At 56.1% G+C, this 15,287-nt stretch carries 15 protein-coding genes; 5 read left to right on the forward strand and 10 right to left on the reverse strand.

From position 1 onward, the window contains the following. Positions 1-235: 235 nt before the first annotated feature. Positions 236-388, forward strand: coding sequence for a hypothetical protein (locus PT964_RS25510; protein ID WP_274366188.1), 153 nt, complete (start codon positions 236-238; stop codon positions 386-388). A 31-nt stretch (positions 389-419) separates the two neighbouring features. Here the strand turns inward: PT964_RS25510 and PT964_RS25515 are convergent, their stop codons facing one another. The 6 genes from PT964_RS25515 to PT964_RS25540 all read right to left on the reverse strand — a co-directional run bounded on the left by PT964_RS25515 (position 420) and on the right by PT964_RS25540 (position 7,102). After that, a complete protein-coding gene (locus PT964_RS25515; protein ID WP_274366189.1) occupies positions 420-1,253 on the reverse strand; it encodes an AraC family transcriptional regulator in 834 nt (277 codons plus the stop codon). Between the two features lie 92 nt (positions 1,254-1,345). Continuing rightward, positions 1,346-2,419, reverse strand: coding sequence for a Gfo/Idh/MocA family protein (locus tag PT964_RS25520; RefSeq protein WP_274366190.1), 1,074 nt, complete (start codon positions 2,417-2,419; stop codon positions 1,346-1,348). Next, a complete protein-coding gene (locus PT964_RS25525) occupies positions 2,416-3,552 on the reverse strand; it encodes a Gfo/Idh/MocA family protein (RefSeq protein WP_274366191.1) in 1,137 nt (378 codons plus the stop codon). The genes PT964_RS25520 and PT964_RS25525 overlap by 4 nt, the downstream gene beginning before the upstream one ends. Before the next feature lie 13 nt (positions 3,553-3,565). After that, positions 3,566-4,408 carry a sugar phosphate isomerase/epimerase family protein gene (locus tag PT964_RS25530; protein ID WP_274366192.1) on the reverse strand — a complete coding sequence of 281 codons (843 nt, stop codon included), beginning with the start codon at positions 4,406-4,408 and terminating at the stop codon, positions 3,566-3,568. Between the two features lie 96 nt (positions 4,409-4,504). After that, a complete protein-coding gene (locus PT964_RS25535) occupies positions 4,505-6,202 on the reverse strand; it encodes a YndJ family protein (protein ID WP_274366193.1) in 1,698 nt (565 codons plus the stop codon). An 81-nt stretch (positions 6,203-6,283) separates the two neighbouring features. Continuing rightward, positions 6,284-7,102: a phytanoyl-CoA dioxygenase family protein gene (locus PT964_RS25540; RefSeq protein ID WP_274366194.1), complete on the reverse strand. Its 819-nt coding sequence runs from the start codon at positions 7,100-7,102 to the stop codon at positions 6,284-6,286. Positions 7,103-7,188: 86 nt separating this feature from the next. Here PT964_RS25540 and PT964_RS25545 point away from each other — a divergent pair, with 86 nt between their 5' ends. Further along, positions 7,189-8,037 (forward strand): helix-turn-helix domain-containing protein, encoded by an 849-nt coding sequence (locus tag PT964_RS25545; protein ID WP_274366195.1) that lies wholly within the window; start codon positions 7,189-7,191, stop codon positions 8,035-8,037. Here PT964_RS25545 and PT964_RS25550 read toward each other — a convergent pair. Both PT964_RS25550 and PT964_RS25555 read right to left on the reverse strand, forming a co-directional pair. Next, entirely contained in the window at positions 8,016-8,630 is a 615-nt protein-coding gene (locus PT964_RS25550) for a DNA-3-methyladenine glycosylase I (RefSeq protein ID WP_274366196.1), read from the reverse strand. The two genes, PT964_RS25545 and PT964_RS25550, sit on opposite strands and share 22 nt — an antisense overlap. A gap of 17 nt (positions 8,631-8,647) precedes the next feature. Then, entirely contained in the window at positions 8,648-9,127 is a 480-nt protein-coding gene (locus PT964_RS25555) for a DedA family protein (RefSeq protein ID WP_274366197.1), read from the reverse strand. A 309-nt stretch (positions 9,128-9,436) separates the two neighbouring features. Between PT964_RS25555 and PT964_RS25560 the strand changes: the two genes are divergently transcribed. Both PT964_RS25560 and PT964_RS25565 read left to right on the forward strand, forming a co-directional pair. After that, complete coding sequence (locus PT964_RS25560; protein ID WP_274366198.1) at positions 9,437-11,221, forward strand: ABC transporter substrate-binding protein; 1,785 nt, start codon at positions 9,437-9,439, stop codon at positions 11,219-11,221. A 69-nt stretch (positions 11,222-11,290) separates the two neighbouring features. Continuing rightward, on the forward strand, positions 11,291-12,244 hold the full coding sequence (locus PT964_RS25565) for a CapA family protein (RefSeq protein WP_274366199.1): 954 nt from the start codon (positions 11,291-11,293) through the stop codon (positions 12,242-12,244). Positions 12,245-12,314: 70 nt separating this feature from the next. Here the strand turns inward: PT964_RS25565 and PT964_RS25570 are convergent, their stop codons facing one another. Continuing rightward, entirely contained in the window at positions 12,315-13,052 is a 738-nt protein-coding gene (locus PT964_RS25570) for a DsbA family oxidoreductase (protein ID WP_274366200.1), read from the reverse strand. A 49-nt stretch (positions 13,053-13,101) separates the two neighbouring features. Beyond that, positions 13,102-14,547 carry a MocR-like pyridoxine biosynthesis transcription factor PdxR gene (gene pdxR, locus PT964_RS25575; RefSeq protein ID WP_274366201.1) on the reverse strand — a complete coding sequence of 482 codons (1,446 nt, stop codon included), beginning with the start codon at positions 14,545-14,547 and terminating at the stop codon, positions 13,102-13,104. A gap of 141 nt (positions 14,548-14,688) precedes the next feature. Here pdxR and PT964_RS25580 point away from each other — a divergent pair, with 141 nt between their 5' ends. Further along, on the forward strand, positions 14,689-15,267 hold the full coding sequence (locus PT964_RS25580) for a GNAT family N-acetyltransferase (protein WP_274366202.1): 579 nt from the start codon (positions 14,689-14,691) through the stop codon (positions 15,265-15,267). Positions 15,268-15,287: the final 20 nt, after the last annotated feature.

Raw genomic sequence — 15,287 nt, forward strand, 5'->3', positions numbered from 1 at the left:
CTTTCACCCTAGAGATGACGCCCATGCTGGGCGTACATAAAAAACGCCGCCCGCCTCAATGGAGGCGAACGGCGCATGCTTTGCGACGTAGACGTATATGTAACTTGAGCTGATTAACCCTTAAACCGTAATGCTTGTCATCATCCTATGGTCCATCGAATGCATGAAAATGCCCCCAATGTGCAACATACGTGGTAAAAGCGGGCATTTTGCAGAAGGAGACCGTACAACATCTATGAAGCGAAGAAGCGGAACGAACCCGAACGAACCGGGACCGGACAACGAAAGCGACGAGTTTGCGGATGAGAAAGTAAGCCGGCGCCAAACAATGAAAGCGAATATTTGGTTATGGCACCGGCGGCTCATGTTTTGGGGCTCGAACAAGTAAAGGCCAAAAACAAATGGTGGACGGGATCTCCTTATGCCTGCATTCTCGATGCATGCTTCTTATACTCTTCGGGCGTAACCCCTGCCAGCTTTTTAAACACTCTGCTGAAGTGGGACAAGTGCTTAAACCCGACCCGATAGCCTACCTCCGACACGCTTAAGGCGCCGCCAAGCGTAAACAGCAGCTTCGCTTCGTTGATCCGGCGGTTATACAAATACCCGAACACCGTGCTTCCGGTCAGCTCTTTGAACACTTTAGCCAAATAATGCTTGGTGACGTGGAGCTCATGCTCCAAATCGTCCATCGTCAGCTGCTCCCCGTAATGCTTTTCCATGTACCGAATCGCATGCCGCACGTGCCGCTCGGGGTCCGTCTGCGGCGAGGCCGCTTCCGCAAGCGGCTGCCGGCAATTGCCGCTCACCGCGTAAAGAAGATCGATAAACCGGAGCAAAAACCGCTCATACCCGAAATCGCCGTCATGACGGTACCAGCGGTCCATCTCGGCGAGCAGCGACTCTACTTCCTCGCGGGCTTCCCCCTCAAGACGGATCCGGTGGTTGCCGAGCTCCTCGAACGGCTTCAAAAGAACGGCGGAATACACCCGATTTAAATATTCCTTCACAAAGCCGGAATCGAAATGAACGATGCTCCGTATGTAAGGAACTCTCGGATCGGGATTCGGGCGATGGAGGGTCATTCCGTGCATTAGAATCAAGTCCCCCGGATGAAGCACATACATCTCGGAGCCGATCACGTAATTGCACTTGCCCCCGTGAAAATAGTAGATCTCATACCGCGAATGGGAATGAAACTCGGCCGTTACCGGACGGTTATCCCTAAAAGTGAAATCGATCGGACGATCCATGGCCGAAAGACGCTTCCCCTCTGAAGCTAGCGATTTTCTCTATTATATCGCTTTTGAGAACCTCAGCGGAAGGACTGTCCCGGTCCCGCGTCCTATTCGATTTTTACGGCCTGCGCCTGCGCCCGGACGCAAAGCTCTCCTGCCTTGAAGGCGTGCTCCTGCGTCATTGCATGCTCCGTCCGGTTCAAGCAATCGAGGATGAGCTCCCCGAAGAACGGGAAGCCGACTTGCCCCCCCAAGGACAGGCGGCGCTCGCCGTCCCCGTTGACCAAATACAGATGATCGCCCTTCGGGTCCCTTGCGATATCGATATATTTGCGAAGCTCGATGTACCCTTCGGTACCGAGAATAATCGCCCGTCCGTCGCCCCACGTGCCGAGTCCGTCCGGGGTAAACCAATCGACGCGGAAATAGTTCGTCGCCCCGTTATCCCCGACGAGCGTGGCGTCGCCGAAATCTTCGAGCTCAGGGTACATCGGATGGTTGTAGTTGGCAACCTTGCTCGAAGTGACCGTTGCATCCTTGCACCCCGCAAAGAAAAGAAACTGCTCGATCTGATGGCTCCCGATATCGCACAAAATGCCGCCGTACTGCTCCTTGCGGAAAAACCAGTCCGGCCGGCTCGGCGCATTCAGCCGGTGCGGTCCCGTGCCGAGCACTTGGATGACGCGGCCGATCGCGCCGTCCGCTATCAGCTGTCCGGCGAAGACGGCGCTCTCCACGTGCAGCCGTTCGCTGTAATATACCATATATTTATTGCCGGTCTCGGCAGCCTTCGCCCGTGCGGCTTCTACTTGCTCCAGCGTGGTAAAGGGCGTTTTGTCCGTAAAGTAATCCTTCCCGTGATCCATCACCCGCAGCCCCAACGCGCACCGCTCCGACGGGACGGCCGCTCCGGCAACCAAACGAACCTCGGCGTCCTGCAGCAGCTCCTGCTCGCTCGCGGCGATGCGCACGCCCGGATAAGCGGCCGCAAACCGCGCCGCCTTCTCGGGATCCGGGTCCCACACCCACTTCAGAACGCCGCCCGCCTCGATCAAGCCGTTGCACTGGCCGTAAATATGTCCGTGCTCCAGCGCGGTCGCGGCAAATACGAACTCTCCCCGCTCTACGACGGGCTTCGGCTTCCCCTGCGGCGCATAATTCATGCCGTCGCTTCGGCTCATTCCGACGTACCGCCTTTCTTAACCTTCGATTCGCGGATTTTTTCCTGCAGCTTCTCGTAGAACAGTTCTTCATCGATCGGAAGATCGACCCAATTATCCGTCCAAGTGGATAAATACATGGCGTTCGACAGCGTCAGCCCTTTGATGCCTTCCTCGCCCGGGGCGATCAGCGGCTTGCCGTGCAGAATGCCGTCGACGAAATTTTGGGTAATCCCCATATGCTCGGGGCTTCCCCCTTCGATCGGAATGTCGCATTTCCAGCACTCCGGAGCGCCGAACGCCACGGTATTCGTACGGTTAAATTCGGGCTCGGGAACGCGAAGCCGCCAGAACGTCAGCTTGTTGTCCTCAACCACGATTTTGCCGCGGTCCCCGGACACCTCGAACCGGTTCGTGCCCGGCGCTTCGCCCGTCGTCGTCACGAACACGCCCGTCGCGCCGTTCACATACTCGACATAGGCGGTCACATCGTCCTCGACCTCGATGTCCCGGTACTTGCCGAATTGGCAAAACGCCCGCACGCGCTTCGGCATCATGCCGACCGTCCACTGCCATAAATCGAGCTGGTGCGGCGACTGGTTCGCGAGCACGCCTCCGCCTTCCCCCGCCCACGTGGCGCGCCAGCCTCCGGAATTGTAATAGCTTTGCGACCGGTACCAGTTCGTAATGATCCAATTCGTGCGGCGCACTTCGCCGAGCTCACCCGAGGAAATCAAATCCTTCAGCTTCTTATAGATCGGGTTCGTCCGCTGGTTGTACATAATCGAAAATACTTTCCCGCTCCGCGCAGCCGCCTCGTTCATGAGCCGCACTTGCTTCGTGTATACGCCGGCCGGCTTTTCGACGAGCACGTGCAGGCCGTACTCGAACGCCTTGACCGCTACGGTCGGATGATCGTAATGCGGCGTCGCAATAATGACCGCGTCGACCTTCCCGGAGGCGAACAGCTCCTCCGCGCTCGAATAAAACGCGACCTCTTCCCCCAGCTTCGCCAAAGCCCACTCGCGTTTCGGCTCGAGGGCGTCGCTGACCGCCGTCAGCTTCGCTCCCGCGATTTTGCCCTTGATCAAATAGTCCGCATGTCCCGAACCCATATTGCCCAAGCCGATAATTCCGATTCGTACGATCGTCATGTCCTTCTCCTCCTTATACCTCATCGTTAAGCGTTCTGAACCAGTCTGCAAATTGCGCAAGCATCGCGCGGCTTTCCAGCGTCCCGCTGAAATCCTCCACGCCGTAACCGCCCTCGTAATGAACCGCTTTCAAGTCGCGCAGCACCTGCTTCCAATCGACCCATCCTTCGGCGAACGGCTGCCAGCGGCACTCCCATCGGCCTTCCGAATTGCGGAACCAGCCTGCATTTTTGACGTGCACGTGCGCCAAATACGGGCCGAGCAGCTCCATGCCCAATCGGAAATTTTCATAGCCCTCGTGCACCATATTGCCCGGATCGTACAGCACCCCGACATGATCCGGGTCGAACGATTCGACAAGCCGGTGCGCCAGCGACGCGCTCGGCGCGATCGTTACGTGGTGCGTCTCGATCACCCCTTTCACGCCGTAGAGGCGCGAAAGCCGCTGTACCTCCTGCAAATATTGCAGCTGCGATTCAAACAGCTCGTTATAGCTGCGGCTCCGGTCGTACCGGTGAACCCCGACGCGAATCATGGACGCGCCCATCGCCTTGGCGTGAATCATCGCCCGCTCGGTACCCTCCGCATCCCCTGCGCTCAAGTACGGAGCCAGCGCAGTCGTCGCCATTCCGCTGCTTCGAACCTCTTCGCCTAAAGCGGTAAAATACGCCTCGTCCGAATTCGGATCAAGCGTGCACCGATTGTTCCCCCAGAAGGAGGGCGCCTCATGCTTTACGGAATCCGGCACCTTCGTATAACGCCACTCGATTCCGTCAAGTCCGGCCTCCTTGGCCGCGGCAATCAATTGTGCGGGAGTTAAATCCGGCACCGACACGGTAAATACGGACAGCCTCAACTGCATCCTCTCCTATGCAAAAAATGGTTCCGCTTTTACCGTACCATACCGCATTAGCCGACGCTTGACTGCCGTTGCGTTTTCCTGCGGATTCATTTAACTGTGGTTGTCGTATTTTTTATTCATTTTTCTATAAATCAAGTAATCCAGCGTAAGAAATTTCATCCCGAACAGCCACATGTCGTGCTTTGCCTCAATGCACCCTTCAGACGATCCCGGATGTTTCCGCACCGTTATCGTCTCGTTAATCGGAAGCCGAATCGCCTTCCGTCGAAACACCAAATACACGCCTTGATCTCCCGCCGATGGTTCCGTCGGCCATGAGGTTAACGCCAACGTATCGTCCGGACCGTGCAGCAATCGGAGAATGCTTGTCATTTGTGAAAAAGGAAGCGGGAATGCAATGTTCATATAGTGCGTTCCCCCCGACACATGCGTCGAATATAGCGCCGCATAAATCGCTTTTTGGCTTTGTTCATACGTTCGCACCCAGGCACGGACATCGCTTCTGCCGTCCCGTTCGCTTACAATCGGGAGAATGACGCTTCTTACCTGCAGATCGTTCGTTTCCGCTTCAAGCGGGAAGTTCATTTGCTCCAGCCGGTTGCTTACACATTTATAGACCTTTGCCGGCAGCTTGAACCATTGACTCCAGTAGGGCGTCAATCGCAGCTCATAATCGTCAGTGCGCTCATAGAAATCTATGATATCTTGGTCCAGCCGCTCCGGATGAAAATGCTCGCTTCGATAAACCGTCATGTCATCGATTAGCCCGGTAGGCCTCCGCTTGGGTGCAGGATCGAGAACCGCCAAATTCGTGAAGACATCGGCCCCGATCCTCCCCTTGCCCTGTATTCGGCTGAACGGAATTCCGCCCGCAGCCTCATCCATCAAGGTCGCATGCCAAGCCAACATCCCGGTGAAGGAAAATAGAACCGCATTCCCCCAGCCATGAAACCATATCATCGTCGAAATCGGGACGGTCGGGCTCCCTGTCCATTGTCCGTACCCATAGGCGACGGCCAATGCCATCGTAACCCAAATAACCCCGCTTGATACGATGTGAAATCCTCTTGTCCATCCGGTTGCTTTGGGGACGACATAAGAAAACACGAGAATACTGTACAGGATCAGCGAAAAGGCGAACACGACGACGGACAGCCATTCAATCACCGGAGAATAGGTCATACCTAACGCAATGAGAATGGGGGCGGTCCCGCCGAGGATGACAACCGCGCCTGACAGGAACCTTTTATTTACATATTCATGCAAAAAACCGAACAACACCGGCGCTGCAAATCCGGCATAATGAAAATGGTTGACCGTCAGCAGCATGATGTGCCCTTTAAATCCTAACAGCGGAACGCCGAACTGATGCGCAACGAGCCAAATGCCGCCTACAACGATGTACATAAAGCCGATTGCCTTCGACACGCTCGCTAAGCCGGAGGTGCTTTTTGCGAGCATGCCGGCACCCGATAATGCGATCAGTACGGTCGCGATTCCCCAAGGAACGGAGAGCAAGCCCGAGACGGCTCCCGGCGATAGGAGAAACGACGCCGCCAATGCGGCTGCTCCCGCCGGGATCGCATAGACGAATAGTTTCAGAAAGGCTGCGGGCTTTTCGGCCGCAGACTCGAATATGCGAAATAAAGTTAACGGCACCACTACAAAAACGGCGAACAAAATGATCCGCTCCGTTTGGTCATAATCTGGAATGAACCAGAAACACAGCCAAAGCAGCATGCCGATCGTTGCGTAGGAATGGACGGTTTGGATTAGACGATTAGGCAAGACGATTCCCTCCGGGCTCTAGTCATGCCTTCATAGTATCAAGAAAGAATATCAGGTACCAATAAAAAAAAGCCCGGGCCGTCAATGCGGCTGGGCCGCTGCTGCAAATTCCGTACCGCACGGTCCGGAATCGGTATTCGTATCGATCATGACCGGCGTTCCGTCCGCGCGGTACATCGGCTGGTAGAACTGTCCGATCTTCGTCGCCGACACGCCTGTATAATGGCATATGAACGCCCGGCGGAATCGGTCGTTCGACCGGTTCGGGTACGAGCCGTGGATCATGCTACCGTTGAAAAACAGCACGTCCCCGGGCTCCAAAATGACCGGAATCGGCTTCAGCCCTTCCGGAACGGTCACCTCGTCTCTCGTGAACGACACTTCGGGATCGGCTTCCTTCGGGCACTGAATCGCTTCCTCCTGCGTCTTGGGCACGACGAACAACGTACCGTTCTCCTCATCCGCCCGATCGACGGCCACCCATGCCGCAATGCAAGTGCCGGGCTCCACCTTCAAATAAAAGTTGTCCTGATGCAGCGCCTGACCTTTGGCTCCGGGAGGCTTAAAATAAAACATGCTTTGGGCGGCCAGCGGTTGTTCCCCGAACAGCCCTTCCAGCGCGTCCATAACGGGAGGATGAATCATATACCGCATCGCCGTGCCGTTGAACCGGTGCGGATGCATCACCCGCGGATACATTCTTAAGATGTCGCCGCCGGCCTCCTCTTCGGACACCGGATGAAAATATCCCGGAACAGGCCCTTGGGCGTGCATTTCCATAAATAAAGCTTTCAATTCTTCAATTTCCCGCTCCTCGAACAAGCCTTTCTTCAGAAGGTATCCTTCCCGCTTAAAAAAGCTTATTTCCTCCTGCGACGTTCGGTGTGCTGCAGCCGTCATGCTTCTCTTCCCCCTTCGCATGCTACCTCTTTCCATATTCCTCGCTGTTATTGTAAATTGTAGCAAGGGGGAGGGGAATCGGCACAATGGCTGAAAACCTTAACAATACTGCTGCGTCCGCCGTTTTTATATGCGGCCGCTTCCTGCAGTCGGATCATTACCGCGTTATCAGGGAGCATGGAACGAACGACTGGCTGATGACTTATACATCCGCGGGTCAAGGCGTTTACCGTCTGCACGGCAAGTCGTTTCATGCCGATCCGGGAGATCTTCTCGTGCTTCAGCCCGGAGCGCCGCATGATTACGCTACCGCGCCGGGACAGCTATGGGAGTTCGACTGGGTCCATTGCAGCCTGTCTCAATCGATGCTGGCAAAGCTGCAGCTGCCCGAACCGGCGCCCGGACTTTGGAAGATCCATGTCGGGGATTCGTATTTGGGGGAGCGGGTTTCCGGCGCGTTCCAGCGTATGATCGCGGACAGCCGCGGAGCGGAGCCGTTCGCGGCGGAGCTTGCATCGCAGGCGCTGACGGAAATCATGCTGCTGCTCGCCGGCAAAAGCGCAACGTTCAACGGACGAAAGCTCGACTCCCGCGTGAGCGAAACGCTGCACCGGATGGCCGAGCGGATGGCCGAGCCGCTGCACATCGAGCAGCTGGCCCGTCAAGCCGGACTTTCCGTTTCCCGTCTGTCGCATTTGTTCAAGGAGCAGACGGGACAATCGGTGATGGAGGCGCTGACGGCGCTGCGGCTTCGCCAAGCCGCCAAGCTGCTCGAATTCACCGATCGAAGGATTGCGGAGATTGCCGGGGATGTCGGCTTTCAAAGCCCGTTTTATTTTACGGAGCGATTTACGTCGTTCTACGGCATCTCGCCGAGCGGCTATCGAAAGCGGATCGAGGAAAATAAAGACCGCTACGACTTCCGTAACGAGTAGAGCGTTACGGCTGAACTTCTTGCCGCGCATTCGGCGTGACGGAAGCAATCCAGCGTATGATCCATCACCATGCCCGTCGCCTGCATATACGCATAGCAGATCGTGGAGCCGACGAATTTGAAGCCGCGTTTGGAGAGCGCCTTGCTCATCGCGTCGGACTCCGCCGTCTTAGCCGGCACGTGCTTGATCGTTTCCCAGCGGTTGACGATCGGCTTCCCTCCGACGAACGACCAAATATAGTCGCGGAAGCTGCCGTACTCCTCCTGCACCCGCAGCACCTGCCGCGCATTGGTCACCGCCGAATTGATTTTCAGCCGGTTGCGGATAATGCCCGGATTTTGCAGCAGCGATTCGATTTTCGTATCGTCGTAGGCGGCTACCTTTTCAAGATCGAAGTTGTCGAACGCTTCCCGGTAATGCTCTCTTTTCTTCAGTACCGTAATCCAGCTAAGTCCGGCTTGCGCGCCTTCCAGCACCAAATATTCGAATAAGAGGCGGTCGTCGTACACCGGCACGCCCCATTCATGATCGTGGTAATGAATATATAACGGATCCGCCGTCGTCCAAGCGCATCGTCCGAACGCTGTGTCCATACCGTTCCTCCTTTATGTTATACCGCAGCCGTTACGGCCCGGCCGGCAAGAAAATATACCGACGTCCAAAGCAGACCTCCCGTATAAGCAAACGGAGCGAACCGAATATAGCTCATCCGGTTCGAGGACACGACATACGGCATGATGTGCCTTACGAACGGAATAAAATATCCGAACACCAGCGCATAGCTGCCGTATTTATGAATGAGCCGCTCGGTCCGCTCGAGGCCTTGCTCGAAACCGCGCATTTTTTTCAGCTTCATTAGCAGCGGGAGTCCGAAGATGCGCCCGATTGCGAATCCGAACGTCAGTCCGGAGCATACGCCCAAATACGTCATTGCAAACGCCGGCAACGGCAGCAGCAGCCCCGATGACGTTACCGCTCCGCTGGTCATCACAATCGCTTCATTCGGCATCGGAAAACCGAACAGTCCGAGGCACAAAGAAAAAAATAACGCCGCGTATCCGTAATCTTCAATCAACAATTCCAATTCCATTCCGATAGCCTACTCTCTCTCTCATATGTCTCCGGCCGCAACTAACAATATCTAGTAATAGAGTAACCTTATTACCTTCGTCACGCAATCAATCGCAAGGCGCAGAGAGAACTGGACCTTAGTCGCGGCCGGTCCCCATTTACCAATATTATCTAACGGGACAAGCTCGCATAAGGTTGCAGCTGCGGACAGCGCCAGCGATTTTTTTCTTGCGCCGCCCGCCTCCTCATAGTAATCTGACAAAAAGGGGAAGTAAAACACAAAAAAAATCATACCATATTCATCTTTTATCAGTCGGAGGCATGTACCGTGCAGCTGGAGCTTCATTATATCAATCTATGCGATGCTTTGGGAGAACAGACATACGGCAAAGCCGTACCGTATACGGTCGAAGAGCTTGCTTCCGTATTCGACTGCACGCAGCGGAACGCCAAACTCGTGCTGCGAAGAATGGAGGAGCTGCAGTGGGTCGAATGGCACCCGGGCAGAGGGAGAGGAAACAAGTCCAGCATTACGCTTCGCGCGGACCGCGAGCAGCGGCTGCTGGACGTCGCCAAGCGCCATGTCGACCAAGGGAATGTCAGGGAGGCGCTGCAGCTCATCCAGCTGCGCAGCCGGAATAAAGACGATATGACCCGGTTTTCCGACTGGCTAACGGATTTTTTCGGCTATCGGAGGCAAGGGGAATCCGAACGGCGGTTGGAATCGCTTCGCGTGCCGGCGGCGTATTACGTCGGTTCCCTCGATCCGTCCAAAGTGCATTACGTAGGCGAAGGGCACTTGGTCCGGCAGCTGTTCGACACGCTGGTCGGCTACGACTTCGATCACGAAACGCTCGTCCCGAAGCTCGCGCATCATTGGGAATCGAACGAGGAGCGAACGGAATGGACCTTCTATCTCCGCAAAGGCGTGCTTTTTCATCACCGCCGGGAGATGACGGCGGACGACGTGCTGTATACGTTCGAGCGGCTGCAAAGCCACCACAATTATTTCATCATCAAGCGGGTTGCCGCTCCGGACTGCCGAACCGTCTCGTTCGAGCTGCACGAGCCGTGCGTGTGGTTCCCGCGCATGGTTTCCTTCGACTCCACCTCGATTTTGCCGAAGGAGCTTGCCGAAGCGCAAGGAGACAGCTTCTTTGAGCTTCCGGTCGGAACCGGCCCGTTCCAGCTTTTCAAACGAACGCCCGCCTTGTGCGTCCTGGACGCATTCCCCGCTTATTACGGGGGCAGAGCGCATCTGGACCGGGTTGAGCTGCATTTCGTCCCGGCGGTCAGCGAATCGGGATTCAGCTGGGATTTGATCGACAAGGCTCCGGAGCCGGCCCCGGAGAATACGAGCTTTCAACGGATCCGGAACGATTGGGTATGCTGCCGGCTGCTGACGTTTAATTTCAGACTCCCGGGCCCACAGCAGCATCCCTCTTTCCGCAGGGCGGTTGCCGAGGCGATCGACAAGGAAGCCATGCTGGCCGCGCAGTACGACGACCGGTTTACGGCGGCATACGGCTTTACGCCGGAGTGCAGCACGCGCCCCGACCGTGCAACGGCCCTCTCCAAAGAGCAAAGGGATCGTCTCATCCGGGAGCTGCTTAAGGAAGCCGGCTATGACGGAAGCGCGGTCACGCTGCAGACGACGGGCTCGAGCTCCTGCAAATTAGATGCGGAACGGGTCCGCGACGCTTGCGCGAGCTACGGAATTCGGATAGAGCTTATACACCGAAGCTATGCGGAAACGGATTTCGCCGGCCAAGCCGCAACCGCGCACATGACGCTGCAGAACGTCGTGTTTGAGGATGAAGAGCTGACGTTTTTGGACTTTATTTATTCGGAAGGCAGCGCGATCGGCTTTCATTTGCTGGAGGAAAGCACGAAACGGCTTGGAAAAGAGTACGTCCGCCGCATGTTTGCCGAAGAAACCCAAGCCGGCCGTTGGAAGTGGATTAGGAAGCTGTCCGGCCTCGTTCAAGAAAACCATTCCATCGTATTTTTGTTCCATTTCATGACCGAGTCGTATTTCAACCCCAGAATCGGCGGCGTACGGTTCAACTCGCTGGGGCTGATCGATTTCAAGAACGTGTGGTTTAAAGGGTAGAAGTCCATTTTTATGCCAACCTCCCGGCCCCAGAATACTGTAATACCAAAAATGCCGGGAGGCGGTTGAGTGACGAACATAACGATTGCCGCGGTCGGAGACATTTTGATGAAAGGCTCGATCATCGATTCGGCACGAACGTCCAAAGGCGGGTATTCGTTTGCTCCCGTTTTTCATGGAGTATCCCGAATCATCCGCAAGCACGATCTTGCGATTGGAAATCTGGAGACGACTTTCTCCGGGCGGAAATTAGCCGGGCGCAAGCACCGGTACGAACGAAGGAGCAAAAAAACGCGCTGCCCTTTGTTTAACTGTCCGGATGCGCTGGCGCCTGTGTTAAAGAAGGCGGGGTTTGACGTATTGACTACGGCGAACAACCACTCTATGGACTGCGGAGCGGCCGGGCTGAGGCGGACATTGAAGGTGCTCGACAAAAACCGTTTGCGGCATACCGGCACTTCGCGTTCCTTGAAGGAGTCCCGGAAGCTGCTCGTCGTTCGGGTCAAGGGGATCAAGGTCGGCATTTTGGCGTACACGATCGGGACAAACCGCATCCCGCCGCCCAAACCGTGGCTCGTGAACCGGATCGGCGAACGGAGGATGCTCGCGGATCTCGGCCGGCTGAGAAAGCGCGCCGATCTTATTATCGTTTGCCTTCATTTCGGGCAGGAATATGTGCATGTTCCGAACGTGCGGCAAAAGCGGCTCGTGCGGCTGCTGTTCAAGCACGGGGCGAACGCGGTAATAGGCGCACACCCGCACGTGGTACAGCCGGTCGCTTTCGCGAAGGTGAAGGATCGCCTCGGCGTCGCGAGGAAACGGTTGGCGGCGTATTCGCTCGGCAACTTCGTCTCGTCCCCGTTGTTCCGAAACCCCTATACGCTGCGCGGCCTGATTCTAGGGTTCACGGTCAAAAAGAACCGCAAAGGCGTCACCGATATTGTAAACGTCCGCCGCTATCCTACTGTAGTAAAGATCGGTAAGTCGGGAAAAAGGAAAACGTTCAGAGTCGTGTTGAGATAGGCTCCAACATCTCGCGATACCAAAAAGCCCCGAACGATGAAGCGACCGTCGTTCGGGGCTGCTGTTTTTATTATTTTGTTTCCGGCCGTTTCGAAGGGGCGCATACGCCGTCCGCGCATGCCGCGTCATCGCTGCCGGCCGCACTCGCGTCGTTAAGGACGGTCAGCGGAGGACGGCTCTCTTCCCACGCCTTCTCCAAGGCGCCAAGGAATACCTCCGCAGGCTGCGCGCCGGATACGCCGTACTTGCGGTCGATGACGAAGAACGGGACGCCCCGCACGCCTAACCGCATCGCTTCTTCCTCGTCCACGCGAACCTCCTGCGAAAATTGCTCTCCCTCCAGCATCGCTGCAACCTGCTCGCGGTCGAGCCCGACCTCCTCGGCCAAATTCGCCAGCGTTTCACGGTCGCCGATATGCTTCGAATCGGTAAAATACGCTTTGAACAGACGCTCTGTCATTTCGTACATCATGCCCTGCCGCCCGGCGAAGTGAGCCAACCGGTGCGCGTCGAAGCTGTTGGTCGGGACGACCGTATCCATGTTGTACGTCAGTCCGACCTCTTTCGCCTGCGCAGTGACATTGTCGTTCATTCCCTTCGCCTGGTCGCGGCTCATGCCGTACTTCGACGCCAGCAGGTCGTGCACATCGTGCCCGTAATCTTTCTTGGCGCCGGGGTCCAGCTCGAAGCTGCGGAATACGACCTCTACGTCCTGTTTATTTGAAAAGCTTTGCAGCGCGGCTTCGAAGCGGCGCTTGCCGATATAACAAAAGGGGCATCCGAAATCGGACCAAATTTCCACCTTCATAAAAGCACCTCCATCTTTGTGACCATTGTAGAGACAACGCGAACGGAAATCAAGCAAGCTCGGAAACAGGCGGAGGCTGCAGCAGCTCGCGCATTCGGCGAACCGCCGCCTCCATTTGCGGCTCGGCAATGTGCGTAAAGCCGAACAATACTCCCGGCGACGACAGTGACTGCTGATAAAAATCGGCCGCCTCCTCCCAGTGGATGCCTTGCTCCCCGCAGCGCTCCCGAAACTTAACGTATTGTTCCTCCGTTCCCTTCCACCATGCAAGGAGATGAAGCCCGGTTTCTCCTTGTTCCAGAGCGAACGCATCCGACAGCAGCGACTGGAACAGAGACTGGAGCAGCCTTCGCTTATGGGCATACCTTCTGCGAAGCTTCTTGATGTGCGTATAAAATGCTCCGGACTTCATAAACTCGGCGATCGCCATCTGCTCCAGCAGCGAGGTGGGGAACGGCTCGAATATGTGCTTCGCCTTCAGGAACGAAACGTTCAAATGCTTCGGCACGACCGCATAGCCGATCCGAAGCGCCGGGAGGAGCGTGCTGTAGAACGAGCCCAAATAGACGACCCGCTCGCTGCTGTCCAGCGCCTTCAGCGGCTCGATCGAGGCGCTCGTCATTCGGAATTCGCTGTCGATATCCTCTTCGACGATAATCGCATCCCGCTCCTGCGCCCATCTCAGCAGCCGCAGCCGTTCCTCCAAAGGCATGACCCGCCCGGTCGGATACTGGTTCGTCGGACTGACGAAAGCGAGCCGCACGTCCTCTTCCCGCAGCGCTTGCTCGGAGAGCACGAGCGGCACGGCGCCGACCGCCTTCACCGCAAACCGGTTTACATGCCAGGCGGGGTCCTGCAGCAGCACTTTATCCCCCGGATCGGCCAACAAATGAGCAAGCAGCGACACCGAGTGGATCGAGCCGTTCATAATGAACAGATCGTCCGTCGATACGTCGATCCCCCGCGTGCGCTTCAAATAGCTTTTTACCGCTTCCCGGAGCGCAGGAAGACCCCGCGGATCGGGCCGGGTGCGGAGCTTTAAATAATCGAGCTGCTCCGCCGCGAGCCTCACCGATTTTCGCCATGCCTTCTCCGGGAACGCCGCAAGATCCGGAATGCCGGTTACGAAATCGCACACCGCGTCGCTTCGTCTCGCTTCATTCACGATGATCCCCGGGAGCCTATTGCCCCAAGCCGATAACGGCGCTTCCCGCTCGTCCGGCGCTTTCGGCGGAATCGTCTCCGTCACGGCGGCGACATATGTGCCGCTGCCGATTGCGCTATCGATATAGCCGTCGGCCGCAAGCATTTCGTACACTTGGCGGACCGTCCCCCGCGACAGCCCGTACTGCGAGGCAAGCTCCCTTGTGGAGGCAAGCTTCATCCCCGCCGGCAAATCGCCTTGAAGAATGCTTCTGCGCAGCGCATTGTACAATGCGATATATTTCAGCGGCCGCTTTTGATATTCCGATTCGAAAGGGATGTATATATCCATCCTGCATCACATTCCGCTAATAAAGTGGGCCAATCATTTCATTACATAAGTGGACCTTTATGAGTGACATTTTACAGAGTAATATAGTTTTCGGCAAATATTTAGAAATAAAAGGTTAGAGAAAGAAAGGATTCGGTTACGATGCAACAAAGCAAATATCCTAAATTTTTAGAGGGCACAAAGGTATACTTGCGCCCGATCGAAAAAGAAGACGCGTCTTACTACTACCGTTCGCTTTACGAGCCGCTGGGCCGGCGATTGACCGGCACGCAAAAAATTTACACGGAGGAGCAGATTGAACGGTATTTGGAATCTTCCTCTTCCAATTCAAGCCGCGTGCATCTTTTGATTACGCTGCAAGAGACGGATGAGACGATCGGCGATATTGCCGTTCAAGATATCGATCCGACGAACCGGAATGCGAACATCCGGATCGCTCTTTACGAAGAGCGCCACCAAGGCTTCGGCTATGGCTCCGAGGCGATGCGGCTACTGCTCGATTACGCTTTCGGCGTGCTTCAGCTCCACCGCGTCGAGCTGAACGTGTTTTCCTACAACGAAAGAGCGGTCCGCGCGTACGAGAAGGTCGGCTTTAAGGTGGAAGGACGGCAGCGCGAGGCGTTGTATTACAATTACGAATACCACGACTCGATTTTGATGGCGATTCTTGCGCGGGAGTACGTGGAGAAATACAAGAATCGAGTAGATAGGGGCGGCTAGCCCCTGACCTCTCACACCAC

The organism is Paenibacillus thermotolerans, assembly GCF_028745515.1.
Lineage (GTDB): Bacteria > Bacillota > Bacilli > Paenibacillales > YIM-B00363 > Paenibacillus_AE > Paenibacillus_AE thermotolerans.

Bases quoted from the DNA above. Each gene is read 5' to 3' on its own strand.
- PT964_RS25580 (WP_274366202.1), top strand. From the start codon at position 14,689: ATGCAACAAAGCAAATATCCTAAATTTTTAGAGGGCACAAAGGTATAC.
- PT964_RS25550 (WP_274366196.1), bottom strand. From the start codon at position 8,630: ATGGACACAGCGTTCGGACGATGCGCTTGGACGACGGCGGATCCGTTA.
- PT964_RS25570 (WP_274366200.1), bottom strand. From the start codon at position 13,052: ATGAAGGTGGAAATTTGGTCCGATTTCGGATGCCCCTTTTGTTATATC.
- PT964_RS25525 (WP_274366191.1), bottom strand. From the start codon at position 3,552: ATGACGATCGTACGAATCGGAATTATCGGCTTGGGCAATATGGGTTCG.
- PT964_RS25555 (WP_274366197.1), bottom strand. From the start codon at position 9,127: ATGGAATTGGAATTGTTGATTGAAGATTACGGATACGCGGCGTTATTT.
- PT964_RS25540 (WP_274366194.1), bottom strand. From the start codon at position 7,102: ATGACGGCTGCAGCACACCGAACGTCGCAGGAGGAAATAAGCTTTTTT.
- PT964_RS25515 (WP_274366189.1), bottom strand. From the start codon at position 1,253: ATGGATCGTCCGATCGATTTCACTTTTAGGGATAACCGTCCGGTAACG.
- PT964_RS25520 (WP_274366190.1), bottom strand. From the start codon at position 2,419: ATGAGCCGAAGCGACGGCATGAATTATGCGCCGCAGGGGAAGCCGAAG.
- PT964_RS25545 (WP_274366195.1), top strand. From the start codon at position 7,189: ATGGCTGAAAACCTTAACAATACTGCTGCGTCCGCCGTTTTTATATGC.
- PT964_RS25510 (WP_274366188.1), top strand. From the start codon at position 236: ATGAAGCGAAGAAGCGGAACGAACCCGAACGAACCGGGACCGGACAAC.
- pdxR (WP_274366201.1), bottom strand. From the start codon at position 14,547: ATGGATATATACATCCCTTTCGAATCGGAATATCAAAAGCGGCCGCTG.